At 38.9% G+C, this 26,855-nt stretch carries 23 protein-coding genes; 14 read left to right on the top strand and 9 right to left on the bottom strand.

Annotation, left to right across the window (positions count from 1 at the left end):
• Positions 1-28: 28 nt before the first annotated feature.
• Both uraH and NDN13_RS19355 read right to left on the bottom strand, forming a co-directional pair.
• A complete protein-coding gene (gene uraH / locus NDN13_RS19350; protein WP_251116608.1) occupies positions 29-430 on the bottom strand; it encodes a hydroxyisourate hydrolase in 402 nt (133 codons plus the stop codon).
• Between the two features lie 125 nt (positions 431-555).
• Positions 556-1,248, bottom strand: coding sequence for an outer membrane protein (locus NDN13_RS19355; RefSeq protein ID WP_251116609.1), 693 nt, complete (start codon positions 1,246-1,248; stop codon positions 556-558).
• A gap of 149 nt (positions 1,249-1,397) precedes the next feature.
• Between NDN13_RS19355 and NDN13_RS19360 the strand changes: the two genes are divergently transcribed.
• The 4 genes from NDN13_RS19360 to NDN13_RS19375 all read left to right on the top strand — a co-directional run bounded on the left by NDN13_RS19360 (position 1,398) and on the right by NDN13_RS19375 (position 6,758).
• Positions 1,398-2,081, top strand: a complete 684-nt coding sequence (locus NDN13_RS19360) for a heavy metal response regulator transcription factor (RefSeq protein ID WP_251116610.1) — start codon at positions 1,398-1,400, stop codon at positions 2,079-2,081.
• Complete coding sequence (locus NDN13_RS19365) at positions 2,065-3,441, top strand: heavy metal sensor histidine kinase (RefSeq protein ID WP_251116611.1); 1,377 nt, start codon at positions 2,065-2,067, stop codon at positions 3,439-3,441. Before NDN13_RS19360 ends, NDN13_RS19365 begins: the two co-directional genes overlap by 17 nt.
• A gap of 328 nt (positions 3,442-3,769) precedes the next feature.
• Complete coding sequence (locus NDN13_RS19370; protein WP_251116612.1) at positions 3,770-6,001, top strand: NADP-dependent isocitrate dehydrogenase; 2,232 nt, start codon at positions 3,770-3,772, stop codon at positions 5,999-6,001.
• Between the two features lie 112 nt (positions 6,002-6,113).
• Positions 6,114-6,758, top strand: coding sequence for a hypothetical protein (locus NDN13_RS19375; protein WP_251116613.1), 645 nt, complete (start codon positions 6,114-6,116; stop codon positions 6,756-6,758).
• 62 nt (positions 6,759-6,820) lie between these two features.
• On the opposite strand, the gene NDN13_RS19380 is transcribed toward NDN13_RS19375, so the two are convergent.
• Positions 6,821-7,624 (bottom strand): pseudouridine synthase, encoded by an 804-nt coding sequence (locus NDN13_RS19380; RefSeq protein WP_251116614.1) that lies wholly within the window; start codon positions 7,622-7,624, stop codon positions 6,821-6,823.
• A gap of 193 nt (positions 7,625-7,817) precedes the next feature.
• On the opposite strand from NDN13_RS19380, the gene icd reads away from it, so the two are divergent.
• Positions 7,818-9,074 carry an NADP-dependent isocitrate dehydrogenase gene (gene icd, locus NDN13_RS19385; RefSeq protein WP_251116615.1) on the top strand — a complete coding sequence of 419 codons (1,257 nt, stop codon included), beginning with the start codon at positions 7,818-7,820 and terminating at the stop codon, positions 9,072-9,074.
• A gap of 135 nt (positions 9,075-9,209) precedes the next feature.
• The gene (locus NDN13_RS19390; RefSeq protein WP_251116616.1) at positions 9,210-9,830 is read left to right on the top strand and encodes a pentapeptide repeat-containing protein; all 621 of its coding nucleotides are present in this window, start codon (positions 9,210-9,212) and stop codon (positions 9,828-9,830) included.
• A 409-nt stretch (positions 9,831-10,239) separates the two neighbouring features.
• On the opposite strand, the gene NDN13_RS19395 is transcribed toward NDN13_RS19390, so the two are convergent.
• From NDN13_RS19395 to NDN13_RS19410, 4 genes are all read right to left on the bottom strand, one after another.
• A complete protein-coding gene (locus NDN13_RS19395; protein ID WP_251116617.1) occupies positions 10,240-10,557 on the bottom strand; it encodes a hypothetical protein in 318 nt (105 codons plus the stop codon).
• Position 10,558: 1 nt separating this feature from the next.
• Complete coding sequence (locus tag NDN13_RS19400; protein WP_251116618.1) at positions 10,559-11,269, bottom strand: hypothetical protein; 711 nt, start codon at positions 11,267-11,269, stop codon at positions 10,559-10,561.
• Positions 11,266-11,781 (bottom strand): PAAR domain-containing protein, encoded by a 516-nt coding sequence (locus NDN13_RS19405; RefSeq protein WP_353050829.1) that lies wholly within the window; start codon positions 11,779-11,781, stop codon positions 11,266-11,268. Before NDN13_RS19405 ends, NDN13_RS19400 begins: the two co-directional genes overlap by 4 nt.
• A gap of 341 nt (positions 11,782-12,122) precedes the next feature.
• Positions 12,123-12,734, bottom strand: coding sequence for a DJ-1/PfpI family protein (locus NDN13_RS19410; protein WP_251116620.1), 612 nt, complete (start codon positions 12,732-12,734; stop codon positions 12,123-12,125).
• Positions 12,735-13,008: 274 nt separating this feature from the next.
• Here NDN13_RS19410 and NDN13_RS19415 point away from each other — a divergent pair, with 274 nt between their 5' ends.
• Together NDN13_RS19415 and NDN13_RS19420 are read left to right on the top strand one after the other, a co-directional pair.
• Positions 13,009-13,827, top strand: a complete 819-nt coding sequence (locus NDN13_RS19415) for a PhzF family phenazine biosynthesis protein (RefSeq protein ID WP_251116621.1) — start codon at positions 13,009-13,011, stop codon at positions 13,825-13,827.
• Between the two features lie 144 nt (positions 13,828-13,971).
• Entirely contained in the window at positions 13,972-16,740 is a 2,769-nt protein-coding gene (locus NDN13_RS19420; RefSeq protein WP_251116622.1) for a M16 family metallopeptidase, read from the top strand.
• A gap of 51 nt (positions 16,741-16,791) precedes the next feature.
• Here NDN13_RS19420 and NDN13_RS19425 read toward each other — a convergent pair whose 3' ends face one another.
• Positions 16,792-17,175 (bottom strand): DUF3144 domain-containing protein, encoded by a 384-nt coding sequence (locus tag NDN13_RS19425; protein WP_005323001.1) that lies wholly within the window; start codon positions 17,173-17,175, stop codon positions 16,792-16,794.
• A gap of 105 nt (positions 17,176-17,280) precedes the next feature.
• Here NDN13_RS19425 and NDN13_RS19430 point away from each other — a divergent pair, with 105 nt between their 5' ends.
• Positions 17,281-17,913, top strand: a complete 633-nt coding sequence (locus NDN13_RS19430) for a hypothetical protein (RefSeq protein ID WP_251116623.1) — start codon at positions 17,281-17,283, stop codon at positions 17,911-17,913.
• Between the two features lie 318 nt (positions 17,914-18,231).
• Here NDN13_RS19430 and NDN13_RS19435 read toward each other — a convergent pair whose 3' ends face one another.
• Positions 18,232-19,689, bottom strand: a complete 1,458-nt coding sequence (locus NDN13_RS19435; RefSeq protein ID WP_251116624.1) for a CYTH and CHAD domain-containing protein — start codon at positions 19,687-19,689, stop codon at positions 18,232-18,234.
• Positions 19,690-19,866: 177 nt separating this feature from the next.
• Here NDN13_RS19435 and NDN13_RS19440 point away from each other — a divergent pair, with 177 nt between their 5' ends.
• The 5 genes from NDN13_RS19440 to csy2 all read left to right on the top strand — a co-directional run bounded on the left by NDN13_RS19440 (position 19,867) and on the right by csy2 (position 26,844).
• On the top strand, positions 19,867-20,238 hold the full coding sequence (locus NDN13_RS19440) for an Mpo1-like protein (protein WP_005184094.1): 372 nt from the start codon (positions 19,867-19,869) through the stop codon (positions 20,236-20,238).
• 116 nt (positions 20,239-20,354) lie between these two features.
• Complete coding sequence (gene cas1f / locus NDN13_RS19445) at positions 20,355-21,317, top strand: type I-F CRISPR-associated endonuclease Cas1f (protein WP_251116625.1); 963 nt, start codon at positions 20,355-20,357, stop codon at positions 21,315-21,317.
• Entirely contained in the window at positions 21,317-24,694 is a 3,378-nt protein-coding gene (gene cas3f / locus NDN13_RS19450; protein WP_251118271.1) for a type I-F CRISPR-associated helicase Cas3f, read from the top strand. The genes cas1f and cas3f overlap by 1 nt, the downstream gene beginning before the upstream one ends.
• A gap of 15 nt (positions 24,695-24,709) precedes the next feature.
• The gene (csy1, locus tag NDN13_RS19455; protein ID WP_251116626.1) at positions 24,710-25,960 is read left to right on the top strand and encodes a type I-F CRISPR-associated protein Csy1; all 1,251 of its coding nucleotides are present in this window, start codon (positions 24,710-24,712) and stop codon (positions 25,958-25,960) included.
• Complete coding sequence (csy2, locus tag NDN13_RS19460) at positions 25,960-26,844, top strand: type I-F CRISPR-associated protein Csy2 (protein ID WP_251116627.1); 885 nt, start codon at positions 25,960-25,962, stop codon at positions 26,842-26,844. The genes csy1 and csy2 overlap by 1 nt, the downstream gene beginning before the upstream one ends.
• Positions 26,845-26,855: the final 11 nt, after the last annotated feature.

A 26,855-nucleotide genomic window follows, 5' to 3' on the forward strand; every position in this document is an offset into this window, starting at 1 on the left:
AAAAAGGACGCTATGAGCGTCCTTTTTATTAGCTGCCTCGATAAGTCGAATAACCATAGGGGCTGAGCAGTAAGGGAATGTGATAGTGTGGCAAGGTGCCATCAACTTCAAAAATAACCGGAATTTCAGGGAAAAAACTGCTTTGCTTTTGCGCTTTATACCAATCACCTGTTTTAAAAGTCACTTTATAAACACCCGACTTTAATTGTTGTTGCGTCGGATAAAGTGCAGTAATTCTTCCATTCTGATCAGTTTTGGCCTGATTAATTTCTATCCATTGGTTTTTTTGTTGCGCCTCGAGAACAACGGTGACATCTGCAGCAGGTAGACCATTTTGCTGATTGAGAACATGCACACTTAATGGGTTTGTCGCTGCAAATAAGCTGCTTGAAGCCGATAGTGCGGCGATGGCGAATAGATTTTTATACATAGCAATATTCTACCTTTCTTGATCAATATTTTCGTATGCATTGCCATCAGTTGTTGTGTGGGCAATGCATGGGCATGAGAGAGGAGTGCAAAAAAGCACTATTGATCAGTGCTTTTTATGTTGTTTTAGAATGAGTATCTGGCACCGAGATAGAACTCGCTTGAATAAAGATGGGCTTTCATTTGCTCATCTTGCAGACTACGTGCATTGGCAAAGTTGTTTAACCCGCTATCGGCTTTACCCAAGTCAACATAGCGATAACCCAAATCTAGATTTAAATTTTTAATGGCTTTGTAGGTTGCACCTGCACCAAAGCTATACACCAGTTGGGTTTCCGTATTGGCTAGGTATTGACGCGATGCATTGCCTTGCCAACCTGAGGATTCTGTACGTGCCACTCCCAAGCCAAGATTGCCGTAAATCGCTATATTTTGCATGACTTCAAAATCACGATAAGCATTTAGCATCACACGCTGAGTCTCCACTTTATGATGATTGAAACTGGTAGGGAAATTGCTTGAGCCGCTGGTAAACTCAGCATCATTTTTAAAGTTATATTCAGCTTCTGTGCGCCAACCATTGCCAAAATCATAGCCGAAACCCAGTGAGGTATTGGTTAAATCTTTTTTATCTTTACCCGCGATAAATTGACCAATGCCTGGGCGTAAACTGGTTTGCATATTGTCTGCCTTGAGTTCGGCAGCAGCCACTTTTGCCGAGATATAATAACCTGGATCATTTAGGTCCTGAGCATAACTTAGGGATGCAGAAGTCAGTAAAACAGATGAAACTGCGAAACGGGTGAGTAGCTTGTCCATATTCAATTTTCCAAAATCAGTAGAGGAATGTTTGCTGATAAAATCTTTATTTCCTCAGGACATGCTAGAAAGAAATGAATCTGATCATGATGACAATTGGATTACCGATTTGTAATCTTGGCGATGGATAAACAGGGTTAAAATGTGGGATGCATATTTTAATTGTTGAAGATGAATCCAAAATCGCACAGTTTCTAGCGAAAGGATTACACGAGTCAGGCTATACCTGTGCTATTGCAAAAGATGGCATAGAAGCATTGTCACGCTTGCAACGAGAGGCATTTGATTTACTGATTTTGGATGTCATGCTGCCACAACTGGATGGTTGGCAAGTCTTACAAACACTACGGACGTTTTCAAAAATCCCTGTGCTGATGCTGACGGCAAAGGATCATGTGCTGGATCGGGTGAAAGGATTAGAGCTTGGTGCAGATGACTATCTGATTAAGCCCTTTTCATATGTCGAATTATTGGCACGAATTAAAAGTCTGTTACGTCGTGTACCAAAGATTGAAAAAGAGATTTATCAAATTGCGAATTTGCGCTTGAATCGGTTGAGTCGGGAAGTTCATCGAGCCGAAACCAAGATTGATTTAACCGCCAAAGAGTTTGTGCTGTTGCAATTATTGATTCAGCATCGCGGGGAAGTATTGACTCGTACTCAAATTGCATCAATGGTTTGGAATATTAATTTTGATACGGATACCAATGTGGTCGATGTGGCGATACGCCGTTTGAGAGCAAAAATTGATGATCACTTTGTTCCTAAGTTGATATATACCGTGCGTGGTATGGGCTATAAGGTCGATTTAAAAGATGAACATCATGGGTAAATTGTCTTTGGCTTCGCGTCTGAGTCTGGCTTTTAGTCTGATTTCTTGTGTGGTTTTTATCAGTATTGGTGGATTGTCTTATCAAAATTTCAAAGCGATGGTCTATACCCAACAAGACAAGGCCCTAACTGCTCGAATTAAACGGATGGAGGTATTCTTGACCGATGCCCATTCAGTCAATATTTTAGTGAAATATCCCAAGCTGTATGAAAATATGGTGGGACATGAAGACAGTATATTTATCGTCAAAGATGCACAACATGATTTGATCCAGATTAATCCGCTGCAGATCAATATCCCAGAATTCAATTATTCAAATCAAATTCAATATGCGAATAATACTGCCGAACATCCCAGCACTCGTTTTGCTTTCCAAACCATCCAATATGGCCAACAGCACTATCAATTGATTGCAGGGCAGCAATGGTCTGCAGCGAATATCCTGCTCAAGCAATATTTTTGGAAAATCTTATTTTATAGTGGTTTAGGTATTTTACTCTCAAGCTTATTGGGTTTCATAGTGGGACATTATCTGTTCCGTTCAATGCGTCATTTGATTGCTGAGACCAATAACATCAATGTGCAAAAGCTTAATTCACGGATCCAAGTTAGGTCTAACAACATTGAGGTTCAGCAACTCAGCCATGCGATGAATGAAATGCTGGAGAAAATTCAGCAGGATTATCAAAAACTGGCGCAGTTTTCAGAAGATATTGCACATGAGTTAAGAACACCGCTGAATAATTTAATGGGGCAAACCCAAATCTTATTGTCTCAGTCTCGTCCAGCCGAAGAATTGGAAAATTTATTGTATTCACATTTAGAAGAGTATGAGCGGCTGACCAAAATGATTGAAAGTATGCTGTTCATTGCACGTTCTGAACATGCGGAATACGATCTTGAAACGCAGGAACTGAATCTGGAACAGTTACTCAGGAATATCGCGGATTATTTTGATTGTGTGATTGAAGAACGTCAGATGAGTTTGGTGTTTGAATTGACTGATGATTTGAGTATTGTCGCTAATGCAGCCTTAATGCAGAGAGCGATTGCAAATTTAATCAGTAACGCAGTATTGCATGGCAAAGAACAGGGGGTCATTGCATTACAAGCCTATCAATCAGATAAACATGCGGTAATCGTCGTGCAGACTGAAGGTGTTTTTATTGACGAAAAACATTTGCCACACTTATTTGACCGATTTTATCAAGTGGATCAGAGTCGGCATCAAAAAGCACAAACAGGAGGACTGGGTTTAGCCATTGTGAAGTCAATTATGCAACAACATGGTGGCAGCGCCGTGGTGGAAAATCACAATAACGGTGTCGCATTTAAATTAGTCCTACCACTAAAGAATTAACCAATTCTTCATCTAAGCCTGTCAAAATAGCACGGGTTATTGAGCAATGTATGTATTTGTTTGCTAAATGATCAATTCGACATCTACAGGGATAGCAGACAGCGGTTTGTATTTGAAAAGCCAAAACTTGACCGCATATATATATGGCATGATGCTACTATTATATCATTTTGTAGTATTTTTTATCGAAATGTCGTTATCACTGGATATTGCGTTGACTACCATGTGATGAACGCTGATACTCTCAAGTTTGTTTAAGCAAATCGGTTCTAGGAGCTGGGCCACAAGCGCAGTTATCCATAACTCAATCCAACACAAGGGGCTATATATGGCTGGTGGAAAGTCAAAAATCATTTACACACTGACTGACGAGGCGCCGTTATTAGCGACCTATTCATTGCTACCGATCATTGAGACCTTTACAAAACCTGCTGGCATTGAGATTGTTAAAAGTGACATCTCAGTTGCAGTGCGTGTACTCGCAGAATTTTCAGATTACCTTAAAGATGAGCAAAAGGTAAACAATAACCTTGCAGAGTTAGGTCGTCTTACACAAGATCCAGATACCAATATCATTAAACTTCCAAACATCAGTGCGTCTGTTGCTCAGCTCGTTTCATGTATTAAAGAGCTCCAGTCGAAAGGTTATGCGATTCCTGATTATCCAGAAAATCCAACAACTGAAGAAGAAAAAGAGATCAAGGCACGCTATGGTAAATGCCTTGGTTCAGCAGTAAACCCGGTCTTGCGTGAAGGTAACTCTGACCGTCGTGCACCAGCTGCTGTGAAAAATTATGCAAAAAAACACCCGCATTCAATGAGCGAGTGGAAACAATGGTCTCAAACTCACGTTTCTCACATGGATGAAGGCGACTTCTACCACGGTGAAAAATCAATGACTTTAGACCGTGCACGTAATGTAAAAATGGAACTCATCACGAAGTCTGGTGAAACCATTGTACTTAAGCCAAAAGTTGCGCTTCAAGACGGTGAAATTATTGACTCAATGTTTATGAGCAAAAAAGCACTGTGTGACTTCTACGAGAAAGAACTCGAAGATTGTCGTGAAGCGGGCATTTTGTTCTCATTGCACGTAAAAGCAACCATGATGAAAGTGTCACACCCGATCGTATTCGGCCACTGTGTGAAAATTTACTATAAAGAAGCTTTTGAAAAACATGGTAAGTTGTTTGATGAACTTGGCATTAACGTAAACAACGGTATGGCAGGTCTTTATGAAAAGATCGCAACTTTACCGACGTCTTTACGTGAAGAAATCATCGAAGACTTGCATGCTTGCCAAGAACACCGTCCTGCACTTGCAATGGTTGACTCTGCAAAAGGTATCACCAACTTCCATTCACCAAACGATGTGATTGTAGATGCTTCTATGCCTGCAATGATTCGTGGTGGCGGTAAAATGTGGGGTGCTGATGGCAAACCTTACGACTGTAAAGCTGTGATGCCTGAATCAACTTTCGCACGTATCTACCAAGAAATGATCAACTTCTGTAAGTGGAACGGTAACTTCGATCCACGTACTATGGGTACTGTACCTAACGTTGGTTTGATGGCGCAAAAAGCAGAAGAATACGGTTCACACGACAAGACTTTCGAAATTTCTGAAGCAGGTATTGCCAACATTACTGATTTAGACACGGGTGAAGTGTTGATGTCACAAAATGTAGAAGAAGGCGATATCTGGCGTATGTGTCAGGTGAAAGATGCACCAATCCGTGATTGGGTGAAACTTGCAGTAACACGCGCGCGTAACTCAGGCATGCCTGCGATCTTCTGGCTTGACCCATACCGTCCGCACGAAAATGAATTGATCAAAAAAGTTGAAAAATACTTGAAAGATCATGACACTACAGGTCTTGATATTCAAATCATGTCACAAGTACGTGCAATGCGTTATACGCTTGAGCGTGTAGCACGTGGTTTAGATACCATTTCGGTAACAGGTAACATCTTACGTGACTACTTAACTGACTTGTTCCCGATTATGGAATTGGGTACTTCAGCGAAAATGTTATCGATCGTGCCGTTAATGGCTGGCGGTGGCATGTACGAAACAGGTGCAGGCGGTTCAGCGCCGAAACATGTACAGCAGTTAGTTGAAGAAAACCACTTACGTTGGGATTCACTCGGTGAGTTCCTTGCGTTAGCAGTGTCTTTGGAAGAGCTTGGTATCAAAGAAGACAATAACCGTGCGAAATTGCTTGCCAAGACACTTGATCAAGCAACAGGTAAATTGTTGGATAACGACAAGTCACCATCACGTCGTACAGGTGAGTTAGATAACCGTGGCAGCCACTTCTACTTAGCATTGTACTGGGCTGAAGCATTAGCAGCGCAAGACGAAGATGCTGAGTTAAAAGCGAAATTTGCACCACTTGCAAAAGCACTTGCTGAAAATGAGCAGAAGATTGTAGCTGAGCTTGCTCAAGTACAAGGCCAAGCTGCTGATATCGGTGGTTACTATGCAATTGATCCTGCAAAAGTGAATGCAGTTATGCGTCCAAGTGCGACGCTTAATGCAGCTCTTGAAACAGCTTAAGTTTTAAAATATTACTGCCAATTTTGTTGGTAGTGAAAAAAGCCGATGCGAAAGCATCGGCTTTTTATTAATATGAGTCGGATTTTTCGATTTTGGGGTTTTAAAGTAAAAGATGGGGCAAACTCGGGCTGATACGCATTCCTCTGTTTTTATGGCAGCTTTTTTATTGTTACATCTATCTTATTATATCGTTTCGGAATCCACTTGCAGTTTTATTGAAAATCATATTTATCAAAAGAAACAAGAATATGTTGAAGCAGATGAGAAAATAAGAGTTTATGTAGAAAAATATCAGGCTAAAAAAACGACATACTATTTTGAGCTTTACAATGATGGTTCTTATCTCGGAGATATTTTCTGTGGTGCTACTATGATTCATTTATGTCGAGAGTGGAGTGATTATCAGTATGGCTTTAAAGTCGAAAATTTAGCCTACGAAGCCCGAGTTAATGATTTAGGTGAGGTGAAGTCGGTTAGAGTTAAATATTTTGACTTAATTAATAATGATAAATATAAAATTATAAATAATAGGGAGTTCTTTTCTCCATCATTATCAACACTTGTTGGTAAATTAGTGATCAGTCTTATTTTTGCTCTCTGCGTAAATCTTTCGATCTTGATTTATTGGTGTAAAGTTCTTCGTGAAAGACGGCTAAATAAATATAAATATGATTACTTTATAATTTATGGTTGTCCCTTACTTATGTTGGGTTATTTCATAAAATGCATTTTTGATATTTATTCTTTTGTATTCTGAATCATCTGTTGTTTAGCGCATGTTTTAAAGCCCACGAAAGTGGGCTTTAAAACATCTAAATTCTAACGACCATTACGGCTACGACCGCGCGGTGCTTTGGTGTTTGGACGGGTTGTACCATTGGTCTTACGACGTGGTTTCTCACTTTCATCCATTTGCCAAATACGTTTTGTGCCTGACTTTTTCTTGTCACCGTCTTTTTTATCACCTTCTTTCTTTTTCTGGTGCATAGGTTTACCACCCGTGCCACCAGGCTTTTTCACATATGAACGTGAACGATAAGGCTTATCTTCTGGGAGATCTTTAAAATCAGGATACAGCAAAGGTTCAATATCGGTTTGCTCGCCTGGTTGTAAACCTAAACGAACCAGATCAATCGCACCAATTTTAGTACGAATCAAACGTAACGTTGGGAAACCAACTGCAGCCGTCATACGACGCACTTGACGGTTACGGCCTTCACAAATCTGAAGCTCAATCCAAGTCGTTGGAATATTGGCACGGTAACGTACAGGAGGATCACGATCCCATAACCATTCGGGTTGATCGACTTTCACCGCCTTAGCCGGTAAGGTCATTCCATCAGCCAGCTCGACACCTTTGCGAAGTTGCTCTAAGGCTTCTTCGGTCACATCACCATCGACTTGTGCAAGATAGGTTTTGAACTTCTTGTTGGCTGGATTGGTGATGTATTGATTCAGACCACCATGATCGGTCAGGAACATTAGTCCTTCTGAGTCGAGGTCAAGACGACCTGCAAGACGCAAATCAGGATCATGGATAAAATGGGCGAGTGTGAGATGAGCGGAATCCTCACGGAACTGTGACAAAACGTCGAAAGGTTTGTTGAATACGACTATTTTCATATAAGTATACTGCTTTGGCGATGGGCGGCATCATAACAATAAAGGTTGCTATTTAATGGGAAAATGTAGTTATTTCCCGTATAAATCTCAAAAAAACCAGTTTTGAACTAAACTGTTTCATGCAATAAAAAACGAAAGTATGCCATAGAAGGCATAGAGATAATCGCTAAATACATGAGGGAGAACCTGCAAAATGGGTTATCAGAAGATCGTGGTTCCTGCTGATGGAGACAAAATCACAGTAAATGCAGACCTGTCACTGAATGTTCCAAATCGTCCGATCATTCCTTTTATTGAAGGTGATGGTATTGGTGTGGATATTACACCAGCAATGAAAGCAGTAGTAGATGCCGCTGTGCTAAAAGCTTACGGTGGCAAACGTTCGATCGAATGGATGGAAGTCTACTGCGGTGAAAAAGCAGACAAAATATATGGCAGCTATATGCCAGAAGAAACTTTTGATGCTTTACGTGAATTTATTATATCAATAAAAGGGCCATTGACGACACCTGTAGGTGGCGGTATTCGTTCTTTAAATGTCGCATTGCGTCAAGAACTCGATCTCTATGTCTGTGTGCGTCCAGTACGGTGGTTTGAAGGTGTTCCTTCACCGGTTCAGCATCCTGAACTTACCGATATGGTGATTTTCCGTGAAAACTCGGAAGATATCTATGCAGGAATCGAATGGAAGGCAGATTCGCCAGAAGCCAAGAAGGTGATTAAATTCCTGCAAGAAGAAATGGGGGTAACCAAAATTCGTTTCCCAACTGATTGCGGCATTGGGATTAAACCTGTGTCTAAAGAAGGCACCCAACGCTTGGTTCGTAAAGCGATTCAGTTCGCAATTGATAATGACAAACCTTCGGTAACCTTAGTACACAAAGGCAATATCATGAAGTATACCGAAGGGGCGTTTAAAGAGTGGGGCTATGAACTTGCAATGGAACGTTTTGGTGGTCAGTTGCTGGATGGTGGGCCTTGGGTAAAAATTAAAAATCCAAGAACAGGTAAAGATATCATTATTAAAGATGTGATTGCTGATGCCTTCTTACAGCAAATTTTGATGCGACCAGCCGATTATTCGGTGATTGCGACACTGAACTTAAATGGTGACTATATTTCTGATGCACTTGCAGCAGAAGTGGGCGGCATTGGGATTGCACCAGGCGCGAATATTGGCGGTGCAATTGCCGTTTATGAAGCCACACACGGTACTGCACCGAAGTATGCAGGGCAGGATAAAGTCAATCCGGGTTCAATCATCCTATCTGCTGAAATGATGTTGCGAGATATGGGCTGGACGGAAGCCGCAGATTTGATTATTAAAGGCGTTTCAGGCGCGATCTCTGCGAAAACGGTGACGTATGACTTTGAACGGTTGATGCCAAATGCAACCTTACTGCGTTGTTCTGAGTTTGGACAAGCCATAATTCAACATATGGAAGATTAGTTTTCCACATAATAAGAGAGCGGTTTTGCCGCTCTTTTTTTATTTAGAATTGAGATAAATAAGTCAGGAGAAAAACATGTACAAAACTGAAAGCATGGCCTATGTTGATCTATTCGAAAATAAAAATTGAACATCATGGCTGAAAGAAAATATGGTGCAGCCGCGCCAAAAACCACAGAAACCATCACCAGTCTGGATTGCTATGGGCAAGTACTGAGTAATCAAAAATATGAGCGGACTTTGTTTGTTGACTTAGATCTGTCAGAAGCACAAAGCTCAGGGGCTATTTTTAATGAATGTACCTTCCGTCGGGCACGTTTTAATGCCTCGGTTCATCAGCGTAGTGCTTTTTTAAATTGTACTTTTTATTTCTGCAACTTCTTTGATAGTAAATTTACTGACTGCAAATTTGTCGGCAGTATGTTTAGCGATTGTCAGTTTCATCATATGCAGGTCGAGGACAGTGATTGGGCCTTTGTGGGATTACCGGGAGCGGATTTGGAAAAAGCCTCTTTTTTGAGAACCCGTTTAAGAGAAGCTGATCTGACGGGAGCACGTTGCCATGGCAGCTCGCTTCGAGATAGCGATCTGTCTGGTGCATGGTTACACAGTGCAGATTTTACCGAGTGCGATTTAAGAGGCAGTGATCTGAGTGCCTTAGACCCGAAAGAAACCCAGATTAAAGAGGCGATTATCAATCTTGATCAAACGCTGATGATTGCTGAAAACCTAGGTTTCGATGTCAGAATTGATTGAGTCTGAGAAAATAATTCGGTCAAAATGAGTGGTTTTAGGCCACTCATTTTTAGGAGAGATAAAACAAAAAATTATCTTGTTAAGAAAGATAGGGCCGAATAAAAGGAATCAATTGTGATCTAAAGAATTTTGTTAAACGGTTATTTAAACTCAATGTGTGTGGAGATTATCCATGATAATACTGCTTGTGTTTGTGAAGATACCGCATCGGCCGTAGGTGATATCAAACATGCTACAGCTCAAGAACTTGGATATTATCTCTTTGCAGAAGGTCAATAAAAAATTAAACAATATGCAAAAGATGAGTATTGAGTGATATGTAATAGGTAGCATACTCCAAATTGAGAGCTAATTAAATTAATGCCGTGCTAAGACAGTCTCAACTTTAATTATTGAGGCTGTTTTATGATTATATTTTTTCGCTATTAAAATCTGTACTTCGATGGCCTAATTCTGGCTGCTCTCGCTCTAACCATTTTTGATAGCTAATACTGATGTTAAATATATTCATGCTTATACTCAGTAATAATGCGATAATGCTCATAATAAATATTGTTCTATTTTTCAGAATTAATGTAATAATTAATATTAAAGTTGAGGTGAAAATGAAAAACTTATCAATTGAAACAGCATAGTGATTGTTATTTGTTATAAAAGACAGGGCATAAGTTAACAAAACTCCGATAATGTTTAGAATAGCACTCCAAAATAGGATTTTTACTTTCATATCACTTCTTCTTTTCTACAATTAAAGCTGGGATTCGTTCACCACCGATAACATTGCCCACATAGCTGTTATTTCCTCTACTGTAGGCCCATAAATAGATCTCTCTATCTGTTGGAAAAGTGCGCTCGTAAACAGCTTCTTTTCTAGAAAAATAAGCCCAGCCTCTTTGACCATGAACTCTACATTTTTCTTGCCGTATTGCAAATACATCTACAATGGATTGAGGTGAAGTCCCTCTTAGTCCTGTATTGCAGCCATGCAAAACGAGATTAGCATTTGGAGACCAGCGCAATTTCTCTAACTGGGATATTTCACTATAGGAAATTGTACCATCCTCTAAAACTTCATTACGAGCGTTTCTAGTGCTCAAAAACTCTAGGCCATCATTACCACCATCTGTTTTACTAGAATGGCTAAAAACATGCATTTCCTTGACCTTAGCAACATTCTTATTTATCTCGTCATAGATTTCCTTCCAAACTTTTTTAAAGTCTTGGCCTGAAGTAACTTGGTACTCTTTGAATAGATAATTATCATCGCAGTTTTTGAGCCTCAGCTGAGATAACCAATGGTTTGATGCTCTTTGAAAGGCTTTATCATCGCTCTTTGATGGTTTTTGGTAATAAACACATATCAAATATTCTTTTAACTTGATGGGCTGTTTATGTACAGATCCAGTATTTTTGTTGGTTTTGCAGGTTCCTTGTGTCACTCTGGTTCTCCGATAAAAATGTGAATATCTTCAGCTTTGGCCGTATAAAACCTTTCTGTATATCCATTTTTATCTGTAGTTCCTGAAGCCACAATTCTGCCAGTAGAGTCCTTTAAGTAATATGGTATGTTCACCAATGGCTCATTATCATCTCTATCGATCAATTGAACACGTTCATCAAACTTTAATTGATCAATAATATTTTGGAGATTACTTGCTGGGCCTGAATTAGTATTGGAACCAGAGCCGCCAGTACGCACAGCTAAGTCAGAAATCTTCATGTACTTAGCACCACATGTTGCTTGGTCGCCAGCGACAATTAAATTACGTCCATTAACCTGAATAAAACCTCGTTGTGTTGCTATCGCTTTTGAAACTACATTACATTTAGGGCAATAATGGCTCATTCCCTCTAAATGAGCTGCTTTACCATCTACCAGCCAAAAATCATCTCCTTCAACGATCTTGCCGCCGTGATTAGTAAAACACCCTCTTGTTATAAATGCTTGCATATTATGAATATCCAGAATTATTAAAATAAATAGAAAATTTAAAAATAATTGGATAAAGATTGTCACCTTTATAATTTTTATGCAAAGAATTGCCTGATTTGTTTATAAATTATGTGTTTGTTTAATTGGTTTTTATATAATGAGCTGGATTGTATTTAATTTATTGTGGGGGTGTCAGCTCTTATTAATAGAATTAGGCTGCCTGAATTATATACGTACTATGAAAGTCAAAAAATGTTAAAGGTTTTGTTGTTTAAACTAAATGTTTTGCTGTAGGTGATTTCAAAATTTAACACACCTACAGCAAGTGATAATAAATAAATCTTCATATTCAGCGTTGATTAGCCTGCTTTTACTTTACAAAAGGGATCAATGTTTGGATTGCTATTCCAGATATATTCGGCCTCTTCAGCACAAAGCTGGGCAACTTTTTCACCCTGTGTATCATGGATGAAGGCAAGGGTCATATCCATACCTGCGCTCACACCCGATGAGGTATAGAATTTCCCATCAATCACCCAACGGGCTTGGGCTTGCCACAATACTTGGTCATTGAGTTTTTGTACAAATTCAAATGCCATTTTATTTGATGTTGCCTTAACACCATTTAAAAGACCTGTCGCTGCCAGTAATGAACTACCGGTGCAAATGGTTAGAACATGTGAACTTTGAAGCGCTAAAGTTTTAAGTTGATCAAGAAACTGCTGATTTTTGATCAGTTCAAAGGTCACGATACCACCAGGAACGAGCAGAATACTTTGGTCATTCACGTGCATTTCGCTAAAGGATTTGGTTTGAATACAGACACCATGCTTATTGGAAATTAGTCCACCATTCAGGCTATAAAACTGGACTTGATAATGTTCGTGCAGCAAGCCAAACAATTCAACTGGTCCCATAATATCGAGGGTTTCAAAATCATCAAATACGACAGCATTCACAGAAATAGGCATTTCTTTTCTCACGAATTAAATCTGCCTAACACCATAGTGAGCTTCAATTTTTTTATTGTGAATATTCTGTATGGCTTATTTTGAATTATGCTAAATCATTGGACTTTTAAGCGGATTTGTTAGCAAGCGAAACACATTTTTGGCTTGAATTTTAGACGTTTAAGTAGGTTGAACCAGAAAAGCAACGGTGTATCGTAAATTTAGAAAAATCTGTATCTATAATTTCTGGACCAGATGTTCAAAAATAGCTGAAAAATAGAGCGAGTGCCGTGTTATGAAGATGTATCAAGTGGATGCTTTTACCCAAGAATTATTCAAAGGCAATCCTGCTGGTGTAATCGTCGTTGATGAATGGTTAGATGACCGTTTGATGCAGAATATTGCCATGGAAAACAATTTATCTGAAACGGCTTTTGTAAAAACGATTGATGAAACCAATTATGAGATTCGTTGGTTTTCTCCACTCAATGAGGTTGCGTTCTGTGGGCATGCTACTTTGGCCAGTGCTTTTGTTTTATTTAAAGATTTCACCAAGGTAGAAACGATTCAGTTTCATGTACGTGATCTGGGTATTTTTATCGTCAGCCAAGATGCTGATGGTAAAATTAAAATGAATTTCCCGATTCGTAAAGCAGAGTTGGTTAGTGACTATCCTCCAGTATTACGTGAAGGACTCACCAAGCCTTTTAAAGCAGTTTATCGTAATGTCCAAGCCTATATTATTGAATATGAAACCGTACAGGATGTCTTGGATGAACAACCCGATTTGGAAAAATTAAAACAACTGGGACAAATTCGTACTGCGATTACCGCTTCTCAGCCTGATGTTGCCATTACCGCCAGAGGTGAAGGGCAGTTTGATTGCGTTTCTCGTTATTTTGCGCCAGCAATTGGCATTGACGAAGATCCTGTAACTGGTTCAATTCATACGGCGATTGTTCCACTCTGGGCTGAAAAATTGAATCAGACTCGATTAAAAGCCTTTCAAGCCTCTAAACGGGGTGGAATTTTAGATTGTGTCATTGCATCTGAAGATCGTATTGAAATTTCAGGTTATGCAAAATTGTATCTTCAAGCAGAACTGGCAATCTGAAATTTAACTTAAACTGTGCAAAAACAAAGATAAAAGCTGTTTAAATAAACAGCTTTTTTCAAAACATAACTATTAAAAATGCGAATCGTTCTCTACTATAGCTTGACGTTTTTATTTAAATCACCAAAATTACTTGGATAAATTATGTTAATGCGGTTTAAGCAGCTTACTCTCTCTCTTTGTTTGATCGGGTTGAGTGCGACGTCTTGGTCTCAGACAGTACTCGTAAAAAGTGAAAAAAATATTGAAGAATATAAATTAGATAATGGTTTCAGAGTTATTCTTGCGCCAAACGATAAAGAAAACAAAGTTTATGTTAATACGGTCTATTTTACGGGTTCATTGAATGATCCAAAGGGCAAAGGTGGTCTGGCACATCTATTGGAACATTTGGCGTTTAAAGGTACGCAAAATGTCAAAGGTGATGAGTTTCAGCGCCGTTTAGATCAATTTACCTTAACGACCAATGCCAGCACGGATTATTACTCGACCAAATATTTGAATATTGTTCGTCCTGAAAAAAATGCGCTGAATGAGATTCTATATCTGGAATCTGAGCGTATGGACAAATTGGTACTGCAAGAAAAATTTGTACCCTCTGAAATTGAAATCGTAAAACGTGAACGTGAAATCCGTATGGATCAACCTTTTGCGGTTCTGATGGATCAAATGTGGAAAGCGGCTTATGGCAACCAATATCTGGGGCGTTTGCCGATTGGCGATTTACCTGAATTAAAATCCATTCAGCTAAATGAATTGAATCAGTTCTATAGAACTTGGTATGCGCCAAATAATGCAGTGATGGTGATTTCAGGTAAATTTGATAAGACTGAAGTACTCAATAAAGTTGACCAATATTTTAGTCCAATTGCAGCGCGTGCTGTGCCTGCTCAAGTACAAGTGCCAGTGTTGGATTCAAGCAAAATTGAACAGCGTCAGTTTACCGTACACAAGGGCAGTGATTTAGCCAAATTCCATATTTATATGAATGGCAAAAATACCAAGTTGCAGCCTGCTTTAGCCTTAGCACCTGCATTGTATACCATGCAACCAAGCGGTACTTTGTATAAAAGTATGGTAGAGACAGGTATTAGTACAGCAGTGCAATCGACCACATGGTTAGATCAAGATTTTAATTTGGTGTTCATGGGCGCAATTTATGCACCGAATCATGATGCCAAAAAGGTCAATGATGCGCTTACGGCAGGTGTCGAAAACAGCCATGAGTTTAGTGAGGCTGAGTTACAACGGATTAAAAATATCACGCAAAATGATGCGGATACGATTATGAATGATGCGGTGGCTTTAGGCTCGCGTCTAAGCGATTATGCAGTTTCTTCTCAAGGGCAATGGGATCAATATTTTAAAGATTTACAAGCAGTTAAAGATTTAAAGTTAAAAGATGCCAACCAAACCCTAAAAGAGTTTTTAGTGTCATCCCATCGTATTTCAGGTGATATTTTACCGACGCCTGAAGATCAGAAAAAAGCAATGACGCTGAAAGCTGAAGAAAAGCCCAAAACGCTCGACCAAACTGCTGAAAAGCCTGAACCTTTAAAAGATGCCAGTGTTTATAAGCAGGAAGTCAGCCAGTTTATGGCACAATCTGCGCAGCAACTGCAAAAGAATGAGCAGAAAATTCAGCGTGGTGAGTTAAAGAATGGCATTCGCTACGCGCTATTCCCAACGCCTACACGTGACGATAAAACCTATGCCACGATTAGCTTGGATTTCGGTGATGAAAAAGCCCTATTTGGTAAAGGCATCACTTTAGATTTAACCAGCTATTTAATGTTGCGTGGTTCTGAAAAGCATAGCTTGCAAGAAATTACCGATAAAGCCATTGCTGCAAGTGGTGGGGCATCGGTAAGTTCAAATGGCAATGGCTTTACCATTGTGGTTCAGGCCAAGAAAGATAAATTTGAAGACTTCCTAAACTTTATTATTGATGTCATCAAACAACCGAAATTCTCGCAAACTGAATTTGATTTGGCGAAAAATCAAAGCCTATCTGTGCTGGATCGTCCATATACGGAACCTGCGGTTGTGTCATCAATGACCTTAGCGAAAATTCTGGAAATTTATCAACCGGGGGATATGCGTTATCACTTTGAACCTGAACTTGCGAAAAAGCAGATTGGTGAAGCAACTCAGCCACAGGTCAAACAATTCTATAATCAGTTCTTTGAGACCGACCATGCACAAATTGCGGTAACAGGTGATTTTGATGCCAAGAAAATGCAAAAGACCTTACAAAAAGCCTTTGGTTCTTGGAAAGCGAAGCAGCCTTTCACTAAAGTAACAGGTCAATATACGGTATATAAAGCACAGAAAGTGCATGCTTTATCGGAACAACGTGAGTTCGGCAGTTATCAAAGTGTATTGGCATTGCCTGTGGGTTCATACCATAAAGATGCACCTGCATTGATTATTCTTAGCCATATCTTGGGTAACTCACAACTTTCATCACGTTTGGCTCAAGAGCTACGTGAGAAGAATGCTTTGGTGTATGGTTTTGGCAGTGGCTTAGATCTTGATCCAGATATTGATGATGGTACTTTAAGCATTACTGCAAATTATACCTCTGGCCGTTCTGAGCAAGTTTCACAGTCGGTACACAAGGTATTGAATGAGTTGCTGAGCAAAGGCGTGACTGAGCAGGAAGTGGAAGCAGCCAAAGCAGATATCATGAAAAAACGTGTAACAGCTTTAGAAGATGAACGTAATATTCATGGCATGCTGACAGGTCAGTTAGAGCGAAACAAAACGCTGTTGGATCGTGCAGAGCGTGATCAGGAGCTTGCGAAATTGACCAAAGAAGATGTCAATGCGGCCATCAAAAAATACATCAAGCTTGATCAGTTTGTTGAAGTGATGGCGGATCAATATGGTCAGCCTCAAAACTTGAAATAAGCAATCAAAAATAAAGCCACCGATGAGGTGGCTTTATTTTTGACTCAATCATTAATGGTCATGTTTATGGGCATGAAAATCTTCATTTTTGCGGAAACGTAGGTAGTTCTCAAACTGTTCACAATATTCGTCAAAGTTATCTTCTAACATCATTTGGAATTGTTGTAGCAGATAAGACATCACTTGCTCTTTGGCATCACGCATTTCTTCGCCGTCTTTAAAGTTGTTGGCTGCGACCCAGGTATTAAAACGGGCAGTGGCGAATAACATGGCTGCACTGACCTGACCACGTAATTCTTCTGGCTTGGCTTGCTGACCTTTAGGTGGTCGGCAGAAATCATTGGCAAGCTTAATGAACTCATCTGCACGCTCAAAAAAGATTGCATTTAAAGCTTCTTCTTCCGTCACATCAGTGGCGTTAATTTTTTGAGACATGGTTTTTCCCAGCGACAAGTTAAGACACATTATTATAGACAAAGCCTTGTCGAAACTAAACCTTTGCCTTAACCTAAAATAGCCTAAGCAATTAGAATAATCACTATGCAAGATGCAATCGCGATTCAAAGTTTAAAAACGGATATTGCTTTATTACGCCAGCATATTTATCCACCCCAATATTTAGAGCATGTTGAAGGCTTGCCTATTTATTATGGGTTGCAACAAGACGTGGATGAATATTATCGACAATGGCAACCCTTGATTGAACGGGCACAACAGTTATGCCAGCCTTTTATGGAAGATGAAATTGTGGATGCGATTCATTTGCCGAGTCATTTAAATCTGCCGCTATTTTTCTTTCATGTCGATCGGATTCGAATTAATAAAACACGAGCTAAGGAATCGAAAACTTTTCGTGGTGTGGCGGCTTTGTTAGAAAAATGTGGGCAGTTTGAGACGGATCAGATTTTTGCAATGCAGGAATGGTTGGGCAGTGATGATATGGCTGCCTTAGTTGCACATCGTGAGTTTATTGATTTACGAACTTATGTTTTCCAACATGGGCAAAGTGACTATACCCGAACGCGGTTTTATATGAATGGGGTGATTTTGAGTGTAGAGCGACATTTTAAATTGGTCGATGCTCGGGATAAGCCGCGGAAGCAGCGTAATGATAGTTATAGTGATCCGATTGCGGATAATGGAACGTGGAAGATTTTTGGGAAGTATCGGTAAATGATTTAATTGGAATAAATAGTTTAGAACTCTAATTTCCATTAAAAAATAATAGCACAGCCACAAGAGCTGTATAAAGTTTGGATGTTTTCGCGTAGGTGATTTCCTACTTTGTTTTCGGACAAAGTAGGCAAAACCATTGTCATCAGCAAAACCTGTCTATTTCTTGGATTTATTAAAATGTATCGCAGAAACATTACTTTGCTTATATCACGCAGGTTGCTGATGACGTTTCCGAGTATCCGCTTTTTGTAGGACTTAGATTATTTGTGGCGGTATCCATGCCGCCAAGCACGATAGCGATTTAAGGAAATGGAGCTATCGCTTTTCATCCCAAAAAGCATCCTGAGCAGATAGGGTCTGAAGCTTTTTATTCGCTTTCTTGGCCACATGTGGTCGCTGTGCTTTAACCCAACCTAAAGCAAATAAAAACTGCGGCTGTTCAGCAACTTGTTGCTCAAAGATTTGTTCAGCAACAAACAGGTCATTATAAAACCCTAAATATTCCTGAATTGGCTGTAACTTATTTAAGAATTGTTGAACCTCTTTTTCAGGATAAATTGCTGCAATAAAGTCGATGCAATAACGCAATTGTTTGACGCGTTTACGAGTACGATGTTGTTGCTCAACTTCTAAAGTTGAAAACTGAGCTGCATCTTTCTGAATCTTTTGGTAAAGCTTGGTTAAGCTTTTAGCAGCTTGTTTAGAAAGTTTAGATTTAGACTCATGTTTACTATAGATGAAGCTGAGTAATGCTAAAAATAGCTGTGTGGTTTGAGTGTGGCTGAATAACTGAGAAACACTATTGTCAACACGCTCAGGGAGTGGGAAATCAAAATCACAGACTTCTTTTACTAAAGGAATAACTGAATCTTGAATCGCATCGTTATCACGTGATTGACCTAATGCTCTAAAAATATCAGCCAATTGGCTTTCCCAAGAGGGATCAATTTGGGCAGACCAGTTAGAAAAATGCTTTAAAGCAGAACGTAAACGACGTAAACCAACACGAGCTTGGTGAATATGATCCGCTTCGGCTACACCGTCAGCAATTGCGGCTGCATTGGGTAAGATATGATTAAGCGTATTTTCGATAATCAGTTTGATTGCTTGTTCAGCACTGACATTTTTCTCTAAGCCTAATGATTTCGCTTTGCTAGCAGGAGATACCGTTTTGCCCATAGCCAATAAATTACCACGTTCAGCCTTACTTCTCACATCGAGCCAGAGTTGATATTTATCTACCCATGTTTTGGCAAAATCAATCAGAGACTGTGCTGATCCTTGTTTTAACTCAAATTCAACTTCGCAGATTTTGGCTTGATCAGTTGGCGTACGGATTTCACCATCGTCTAAGCAGACTTCAATTTGAGATCCCTCAAACTCGAATATATGGAAGGTACGTTGTACATCAGTTTGAAATTGCAGCTTTAGTTCAGCAGGTGCTTCACCTAAAACATCGCGAAGTACAGTTTGAACTGTTTGATTATGTTTGTATAAAGATAAATCCAGTTCAGGTTCTTCAGCACATTTACCTAAATAAATATCTTCTTCGATGCGTTGTAAATGGTTTTTACTGGCCGCTTTAAAGGTTTGCACCCAATGTTCACCTTCCTGACGCAGACGAATTGCAACATAATTTTTTGCCAGTAAACGGTCAGCAGTGTCATAATATTTTGCTTGTAGCTGAATTTTTTGTGCTTTTTGTTTGCTTAAAAGCTGCAACACACTTTTTTTCTTAGATTCAGGGAGTTGAAATTTTAGCTCTATTTCCATGATGTTATGACTCCTGACCACCGAGAATGATATAGACAAAACTTAGTATAACTTGTTGATCTCAAAAATCATTGTAAAGTTGTTTTAAGCTTGGAAAGGATGGCACGCAATGACTTTATTTTGTACAGAAAATGCATTAACGTGTGGAGAGTCTTGCACGATTAGGATGATCTAACAATGAATGCACCAGCGAATATTACCAAGCCAGTGGAATTTTCATTACCGATTAAAAACTATGATGAATTTTATCACTTTTATTTAACAGAACATCGCAGTATTGCCAGCCGTCGTTTGCACGTTGCAGGCAGCTCGGTCGGTTTATATTTCTTTAGTAAAGCGATTCGTAAACGTCAGGCAAAATATGCTTTGTATGGTTTGGTATCAGGCTATGCCTGTGCTTGGGTTGGGCATTTTTTCTTTGAACATAATAAGCCTGCCAGCTTTAAACAGCCGCTGTATAGCTTTATCTCGGATTGGCGCATGTTATCGGATGTTGCGCGTGGTCGTTTAAGTCTGATTGATCGTCAGTTTGATAAAATTGATTCTTAAATCATCCTATATTTAAAAATTATAAAGCGACATTAAGTGTCGTAAAGCTGCTTCGGCAGCTTTTTTATTGTTCGCCGTTTCAGTAAGATCATAAAAAATGAGGGAAAAACACAAGAATGGAACAACTTAACCCATCTGATTTAAAAGCGATCTTACATTCTAAACGTGCCAATCTTTATTATTTAGAGCATTGCAGAGTAATGCAAAAAGATGGGCGAGTGTTGTATCTCACCGAAGCAAAAAATGAAAACCAATATTGGAATATTCCGATTGCCAATACCACGGTGATTTTGCTGGGTACAGGGACATCCATTACTCAGGCTGCGATGCGAATGTTGTGTAGCGCAGGTGTGCTGGTGGGTTTCTGTGGCGGTGGTGGCACGCCTTTATTTGCAGGAAGTGAGGTGGAATGGTTAACGCCACAAAGTGAATATCGCCCAACTGAGTATATGCAAGGCTGGATGAGCTTCTGGTTTGATGATGTCAAACGTTTGGAAGTGGCAAAGCAATTTCAATTTGCCCGTATCGAATTTATCCGCAAAATTTGGGCTAAAGATAAAGATTTAAAGGATGAAGGTTTTTATCTGGATGATTTAGACATTCAACAAGCTTTGACTGGTTTTGAAAAGAGAATTCCTAATATGGCTAAAGTAGGGGATTTACTCCTCGCCGAAGCACAGATGACCAAGCAACTTTATAAAATTGCAGCAACCCGTTGTAAGTTGAGTTTTGAGCGAAATCCAGAGCAAGGGGATTTAGCCAATGATTTTTTGAATCATGGCAATTACTTAGCCTATGGCCTCAGTGCGACAACACTTTGGGTCTTAGGTATTAGTCATAGTTTTGCAGTGATGCATGGCAAAACCCGACGTGGGGCTTTGGTTTTTGATGTAGCTGATCTCATTAAGGATGCAGTGGTTTTACCGTGGGCGTTTATTTGTGCCAAAGAGGGGCTGACTGAGCAAGAGTTCCGTCAGCAGCTATTGCAGAAGTTCACACAGTATAAATGCCTAGACTGGATGTTTGAACAGGTGAAGTTGCAAGCGGGTAAAAGCTTTCCAAATCAGGAGAGCGAATGATGATTGTCACTTTTATCTCTCAGTGTGAAAAGAAAGCGATTGCTCGAACTCGTCGTGTACTCGATGCCTTTGCTGATAGGATTGGTGATAACACTTGGCAAACAGTGATCACTGAAGATGGTTTATTAGCGGTAAAAAAGCTGCTGAGAAAAACGGTGACGAAAAATACAGCGGTTTCATGTCATTGGATACGTGGTCGTCGTAGAAGTGAATTAATGTGGATTGTGGGAAACAGGAATAAGTTTAATGAACAGGGGATAGTCCCCGTGAATACCACAAAGAAAAGTTTGTCTCAAAATAAATGGGAAAATGACTGGCATTATTTACCTTTAATTAAGGCATTAGTTGCAGTTTCTGCTTTACTTCATGATTGGGGTAAAGCAACGGTATTATTCCAGCAAAAATTACTTGATAAAAATAACCAATTTAAAGGTGATCCTTTACGTCATGAATGGATTTCATGCCTATTATTAAATGCTTTGGTGCAATCATCAGGCAATATTGAATCTGATGAAGCATGGTTAAATTTATTCATTAATCAAAGTTGGGATGAGGCACTTCTCAAGCAAACGATTGTAAAAGAATCAGATCAATCCAAAGTTTTAGCTCAGCTTCCACCATTCGCTCAATTAGTCGCGTGGCTGATCATTTCACACCATCGCTTACCTAATTTAAAAGAAGATAAAGATTCAAAAAGATATGCTGCTGAACCTACAAATAGTATTGCAGAATTATTTGAATGTATCGAAGCAAACTGGGGCTATCAAAACAAATTTGATGAAAAGGATTACCAACAACAACTTAAATTGTGTTTTCAGTTTGAGCAAGGTTTACTAGGCCAATCTGCTGAATGGACAAAACAAATTAAAAAATGGTCTTTACGTTTATTACAGGAAGCTCAAACATCAGAACAGATTTTTATTGATGGTAGTTGGCGAGTGATTTTGCATCATGCGCGTTTATGTCTAATGTTGGGGGATCATTATTATTCATCGTGTGAGGCAGATAAAGCATGGAAAACGAATTTATCACTTGTTGCAAATACCGACCCAAAAACGAAACAAGCGAAACAGTATTTAGATGAGCATTTAGTCCGAGTTAGTGACAATGCTATGCGAGTGGCTCAGTCTTTAAGCCGTTTAGCAGATGAGATGGAATCTGCATACGATATTCAAAAATTAAAAAAGAAAAGTCCATCAGGTTTTGAATGGCAGGATCAGGCCGCTAAAGGGATTCAGCAATTCATTCAAAAAAATGAAGGGGTTGAGAAACAAGGTTGGTTTATTGTCAATATGGCAAGTACTGGGAAAGGAAAAACCATTGCCAATGCGAAAATCATGCAAGCCTTATCTAAGGACGGACAATCATTACGTTATATTTTAGCACTAGGTTTGAGAACATTAACTTTACAAACAGGGGATTCATACCGTCATGATATTGGTTTAAGTAATGATGAACTAGCCGTTTTAATTGGTTCAAAAGCTGTGCAGGAGTTGCATCATCAAAATACTAGAAATGATCAACAGAATGAATTAAATATCGAGGAAATTGGTTCAGAGTCGTTAGAGGCGTTATTAGAGAATGAACTGGATTACGACACGATGCCTCAAGCCGATTTTATGAATGCTTTATTCCCTAAAAATCAAGAACAACGTAATAAAGCATTTCTATATAAACCTGTTTTAACCTGTACCATTGATCATATTATGGCAGCGACTGAAACCAAGCGTGGCGGCAAATATATTTTACCGAGCTTAAGACTTTCATCCTCAGACTTAGTCATTGATGAAGTGGATGATTTTAATGCTCAAGACTTAGTTGCTATTGCCCGACTGGTGCATCTTGCAGGTATGTTGGGGCGAAAAGTGATGATATCGTCAGCAACCATACCTCCAGCATTGGCTGAGGGATTTTTTAATGCTTATCAGCAAGGCTGGGCTTTGTATTCTGCCTTTAAAAAGTTAAAGAATAAAAATCTCGTTTCGATGTGGGTCGATGAGTTCAAAACAAAAATTCAAACCATTGATTCGAATACACCAAAAGAGCTGATACAACAATATCAAAATACACATGATCAATTTGTAGATCTTCGGACAGCAGCATTAGTTCAGCAAGTTGTTAAACATAAAGCCTATATTGTAGATTGTGCTGATCTTGTGGCTGAAAAAGAAGTTCAATTTTTAGATCAAAGTTTGCAGTCTCAGTATTTTGAACGGATTCAGCAGAATGCTGAACAATTACATTTGAGTCATCACAGTATCGATCTTAAGACAGGTAAAAAAGTCTCTTTTGGTGTGGTACGTGTTGCCAATATTCCTCCCTGTGTTGCTTTAACTCAATACTTACTCAATGCAGAATGGTCGCAGGGCATAGCGCCTCGTGTTATGGCTTATCATAGTCGTCAAGTTTTGTTGCTACGTAGTGAGCAGGAGCGACACTTAGATCAGGTTCTAAAGCGTAAAGAAAAAGCGGGGGAACAGGCGACGGCATTCTCAAATGATGTGATTCGTCAGCATCTAGATTCAATTGAAGATGAACATGTGATTTTTATTTTGGTTGCAACCCCTGTGGAGGAGGTTGGGCGAGACCATGATTTTGATTGGGCCATTGTAGAGCCATCATCTTATCGTTCGATTATTCAATTAGCAGGGCGAGTGTTACGTCACAGAAAATTGGAACAGAATATCGAAAAGCCAAATATTGCTTTAATGCAATATAATTTAAAAGGATTAAGAAAAGCTAAGGTTGCTTTTGAAAAGCCTGGTTTTGAACTTAATAATGATAAATTCCAATTACACACTAAAGATTTAAAAGAGTTGCTTGATATTTCAGATGTGAGTTTTAATATTAATGCCATACCAAGAATAAAAACGAATCGACCATTACAAGCAAGACAAAGACTAGCAGATCTTGAACATGCAGTAATGGCTGATGTATTAACCTCATACGACAAAGTTGGAGCAAAACCATTAAATTCATGGTTAACCCAAAAATGGTTTTTAACAGCTTTACCTCAAAAATTTATACAATTTAGGCAAAGTTCTCCGAATATTAATATTTTTGTTGTTTGGAGAGATCATAAACTGCTACTCTGTGAAAAAAATGATTTTGGTCATTATGTTGATCGAAGCGGTTTTTATAATATTCATTATTTACAACTAAATAATTTGGAACAAAAAAGATTATGGTTGAATAGGAATTATTACGACATTTTGTGTCGCTTGACACTTGATCATTTAATTGAGAATGACGAAGATATTGAAGCAAAGATTGAAAGACTATCGGAACGTTATGGTGAGATTATGTTGCCAGAGTACGATGAGAATAAACGATTGATGTATTCAGAACAGTTTGGCTTGGTGGTTTCAAATAAATAATAAGATGGAAAGGATATGGCAGAAAGTATTCATGCATTTTTAAATGAACGTAAAGAACTTTGGCTAAAAGATCGTTTAAAAAGAGCAGAAAGTGATGTTGAAACTTCAACTTTGCAACATCAAGCAAATGATAAATTTAGTTTAAATGAATGGTTACCTGATGCAGCAAAGCGCGTAACCCAGCTTGCAATGGTGAGTCACCCAAGTAAGTTTAGTCATCCAAGTGCCAAGACTTCAAGCCTTATTGCTAAGGCGAAACATTGCAATGATGGCTACTTACGTAGTGGTAATGTGGAATATTCATTGGATGTATTTGGTAATGCTGCCGCAATGGACGTATTTAAGTTTTTGTCTTTACCACTTACTGGAAAAATGACGGTTTTGGATGGCTTCGAACAAGACAACCAAGAGTTGCGGGCTTTAATTACGCATGCAGATTTAAATTTTGAAGCATTGAGTTCAGAATTTTTAAAAATTAAAGCCGCAGATCATTCAGTAAAAACAGACCATCTAGTAAAACAGGTCTATTTCCCAATTAATCAATCTGAATATCATTTATTATCCATTTTAACGCCATCTGGTTTAATTACTCGACTCAAACAAGCAATTGATGCTATGCGTTTTTCGGAAGAAACCAAAAAATCTAAAGAATTGCGTAAGAAAAATGAACATGATGAAATAGGTTATGCGGATATATTTGATTTAACAATAACAGCGTATGGTGGAACTCAACCACAGAATGTTAGTGTTTTAAATAGCCAAAATGCAGGACGAGCTTATTTACTGTCGAGTTGCCCACCAGTATTAGAAAAAAGAGCGATTCGACTTCCTAAAACTGATTTTTTTATGCAGTGTTTATATCTAAGAAATTATCAAGACAGCTTTATTCAATTGCATAGATTTATGCAGCTTGATCTAAATAATATGGATATTAGAAATGCGATAAAAAATATTATTCAATTTGTGATTGATCAAGTGTTACTACAGGCATTAAAGACTAGACAATATGCAATTGAAGGATGGACAAATCAAGATTATTACGCAAACTTACCGAAAATGCAGCGAGTTTGGCTAGATAAAACTTATCAAGTCGAGCGAGAAGAAAATAGTGACTGGCGTGATGAATTAAGCCGAGAAATAGCGCGTTGGATATTACGAAGTTATGAAAAAGTAATTAGTGATGCTTATATGCTGGGAACAGTTGAGTTGGTTGAAGTTAAACAGCGTGTAGAAAGCTCATTACAACAAGCAAAGGAGTTTTTCTAATGCGTCATTTTTTATTGATTTCTCATTTAAAACTTCACAATGCCAATGCCATGAGTAGCCCATATACCATTGGATTTCCAGCAATGACAGCTTGGCTTGGCGCAGTCCACGCTTTGCAACGTAAATTACAAGCTAAAGCATGTGATGTGGCTTTAACTAAAGTTGCGGTAAGTTGTCATGAGTTTAATTTGCAAACCTATAAAGGACAGGGCGATTTTGTCCATTCAATTATAGGTACAGCAAATCCATTGGATAAGGATGGAAGTCGCCCCGCTTTTATTGAGGAAGCCCGTTGCCATTTGGAAGTTTCACTTTTAGTTGAAATTGAAGGTCTGAATAACAAAAAAAGAGAGCAATTGTTAGAACTTGCTTCTGAGCTAATTTGTAGTATGAAATTTGCTAGTGGAGATGTTCTTACGGTGAAGAATTGCCAAATACTGGATTTTGATGATGATGAAGATCATGACAGGGAATTAAAACCCATCCTCAATAAACTCATGCTTGGACATGTACTGATCGAGCGCCGTGATCTCGTGATAGACAGTATGAATCAAGGTAAAGATGCTTTAGATGCGGTTTTAGAGTATTTACACGTAACGCATAGTTCTAATGTAGATGATGATAACAAAGTGACATGGACTTCAAAGCGTAAAGCTCAAGGTTGGCTTGTACCTGTCGCTGTTGGCTTTCAAGGAATTTCTGAGTTGGGATTCGCAAAAAATCAAAGGGATGCCAATACACCACATCGGTTTGCCGAAAGTGTTTTAACTTTGGGTGAATTTTTGATGCCGTACCGCATAGAACATCTTGATCAAATGTTATGGCAATACCATTTTGATTCAGAAAACAATTTATATCTCTGCCAAAACGCTACAACAAATTAATTTGATATTGA

This window comes from Acinetobacter sp. C32I, from assembly GCF_023702715.1.
Classification (GTDB): Bacteria; Pseudomonadota; Gammaproteobacteria; order Pseudomonadales; family Moraxellaceae; genus Acinetobacter.

Bases quoted from the DNA above. Each gene is read 5' to 3' on its own strand.
- uraH (WP_251116608.1), bottom strand. From the start codon at position 430: ATGTATAAAAATCTATTCGCCATCGCCGCACTATCGGCTTCAAGCAGC.
- NDN13_RS19355 (WP_251116609.1), bottom strand. From the start codon at position 1,248: ATGGACAAGCTACTCACCCGTTTCGCAGTTTCATCTGTTTTACTGACT.
- NDN13_RS19360 (WP_251116610.1), top strand. From the start codon at position 1,398: ATGCATATTTTAATTGTTGAAGATGAATCCAAAATCGCACAGTTTCTA.
- NDN13_RS19365 (WP_251116611.1), top strand. From the start codon at position 2,065: ATGAACATCATGGGTAAATTGTCTTTGGCTTCGCGTCTGAGTCTGGCT.
- NDN13_RS19370 (WP_251116612.1), top strand. From the start codon at position 3,770: ATGGCTGGTGGAAAGTCAAAAATCATTTACACACTGACTGACGAGGCG.
- NDN13_RS19375 (WP_251116613.1), top strand. From the start codon at position 6,114: ATGGGGCAAACTCGGGCTGATACGCATTCCTCTGTTTTTATGGCAGCT.
- NDN13_RS19380 (WP_251116614.1), bottom strand. From the start codon at position 7,624: ATGAAAATAGTCGTATTCAACAAACCTTTCGACGTTTTGTCACAGTTC.
- icd (WP_251116615.1), top strand. From the start codon at position 7,818: ATGGGTTATCAGAAGATCGTGGTTCCTGCTGATGGAGACAAAATCACA.
- NDN13_RS19390 (WP_251116616.1), top strand. From the start codon at position 9,210: ATGGCTGAAAGAAAATATGGTGCAGCCGCGCCAAAAACCACAGAAACC.
- NDN13_RS19395 (WP_251116617.1), bottom strand. From the start codon at position 10,557: ATGAAAGTAAAAATCCTATTTTGGAGTGCTATTCTAAACATTATCGGA.
- NDN13_RS19405 (WP_353050829.1), bottom strand. From the start codon at position 11,781: ATGCAAGCATTTATAACAAGAGGGTGTTTTACTAATCACGGCGGCAAG.
- NDN13_RS19410 (WP_251116620.1), bottom strand. From the start codon at position 12,734: ATGCCTATTTCTGTGAATGCTGTCGTATTTGATGATTTTGAAACCCTC.
- NDN13_RS19415 (WP_251116621.1), top strand. From the start codon at position 13,009: ATGAAGATGTATCAAGTGGATGCTTTTACCCAAGAATTATTCAAAGGC.
- NDN13_RS19420 (WP_251116622.1), top strand. From the start codon at position 13,972: ATGTTAATGCGGTTTAAGCAGCTTACTCTCTCTCTTTGTTTGATCGGG.
- NDN13_RS19425 (WP_005323001.1), bottom strand. From the start codon at position 17,175: ATGTCTCAAAAAATTAACGCCACTGATGTGACGGAAGAAGAAGCTTTA.
- NDN13_RS19430 (WP_251116623.1), top strand. From the start codon at position 17,281: ATGCAAGATGCAATCGCGATTCAAAGTTTAAAAACGGATATTGCTTTA.
- NDN13_RS19435 (WP_251116624.1), bottom strand. From the start codon at position 19,689: ATGGAAATAGAGCTAAAATTTCAACTCCCTGAATCTAAGAAAAAAAGT.
- NDN13_RS19440 (WP_005184094.1), top strand. From the start codon at position 19,867: ATGAATGCACCAGCGAATATTACCAAGCCAGTGGAATTTTCATTACCG.
- cas1f (WP_251116625.1), top strand. From the start codon at position 20,355: ATGGAACAACTTAACCCATCTGATTTAAAAGCGATCTTACATTCTAAA.
- cas3f (WP_251118271.1), top strand. From the start codon at position 21,317: ATGATTGTCACTTTTATCTCTCAGTGTGAAAAGAAAGCGATTGCTCGA.
- csy1 (WP_251116626.1), top strand. From the start codon at position 24,710: ATGGCAGAAAGTATTCATGCATTTTTAAATGAACGTAAAGAACTTTGG.
- csy2 (WP_251116627.1), top strand. From the start codon at position 25,960: ATGCGTCATTTTTTATTGATTTCTCATTTAAAACTTCACAATGCCAAT.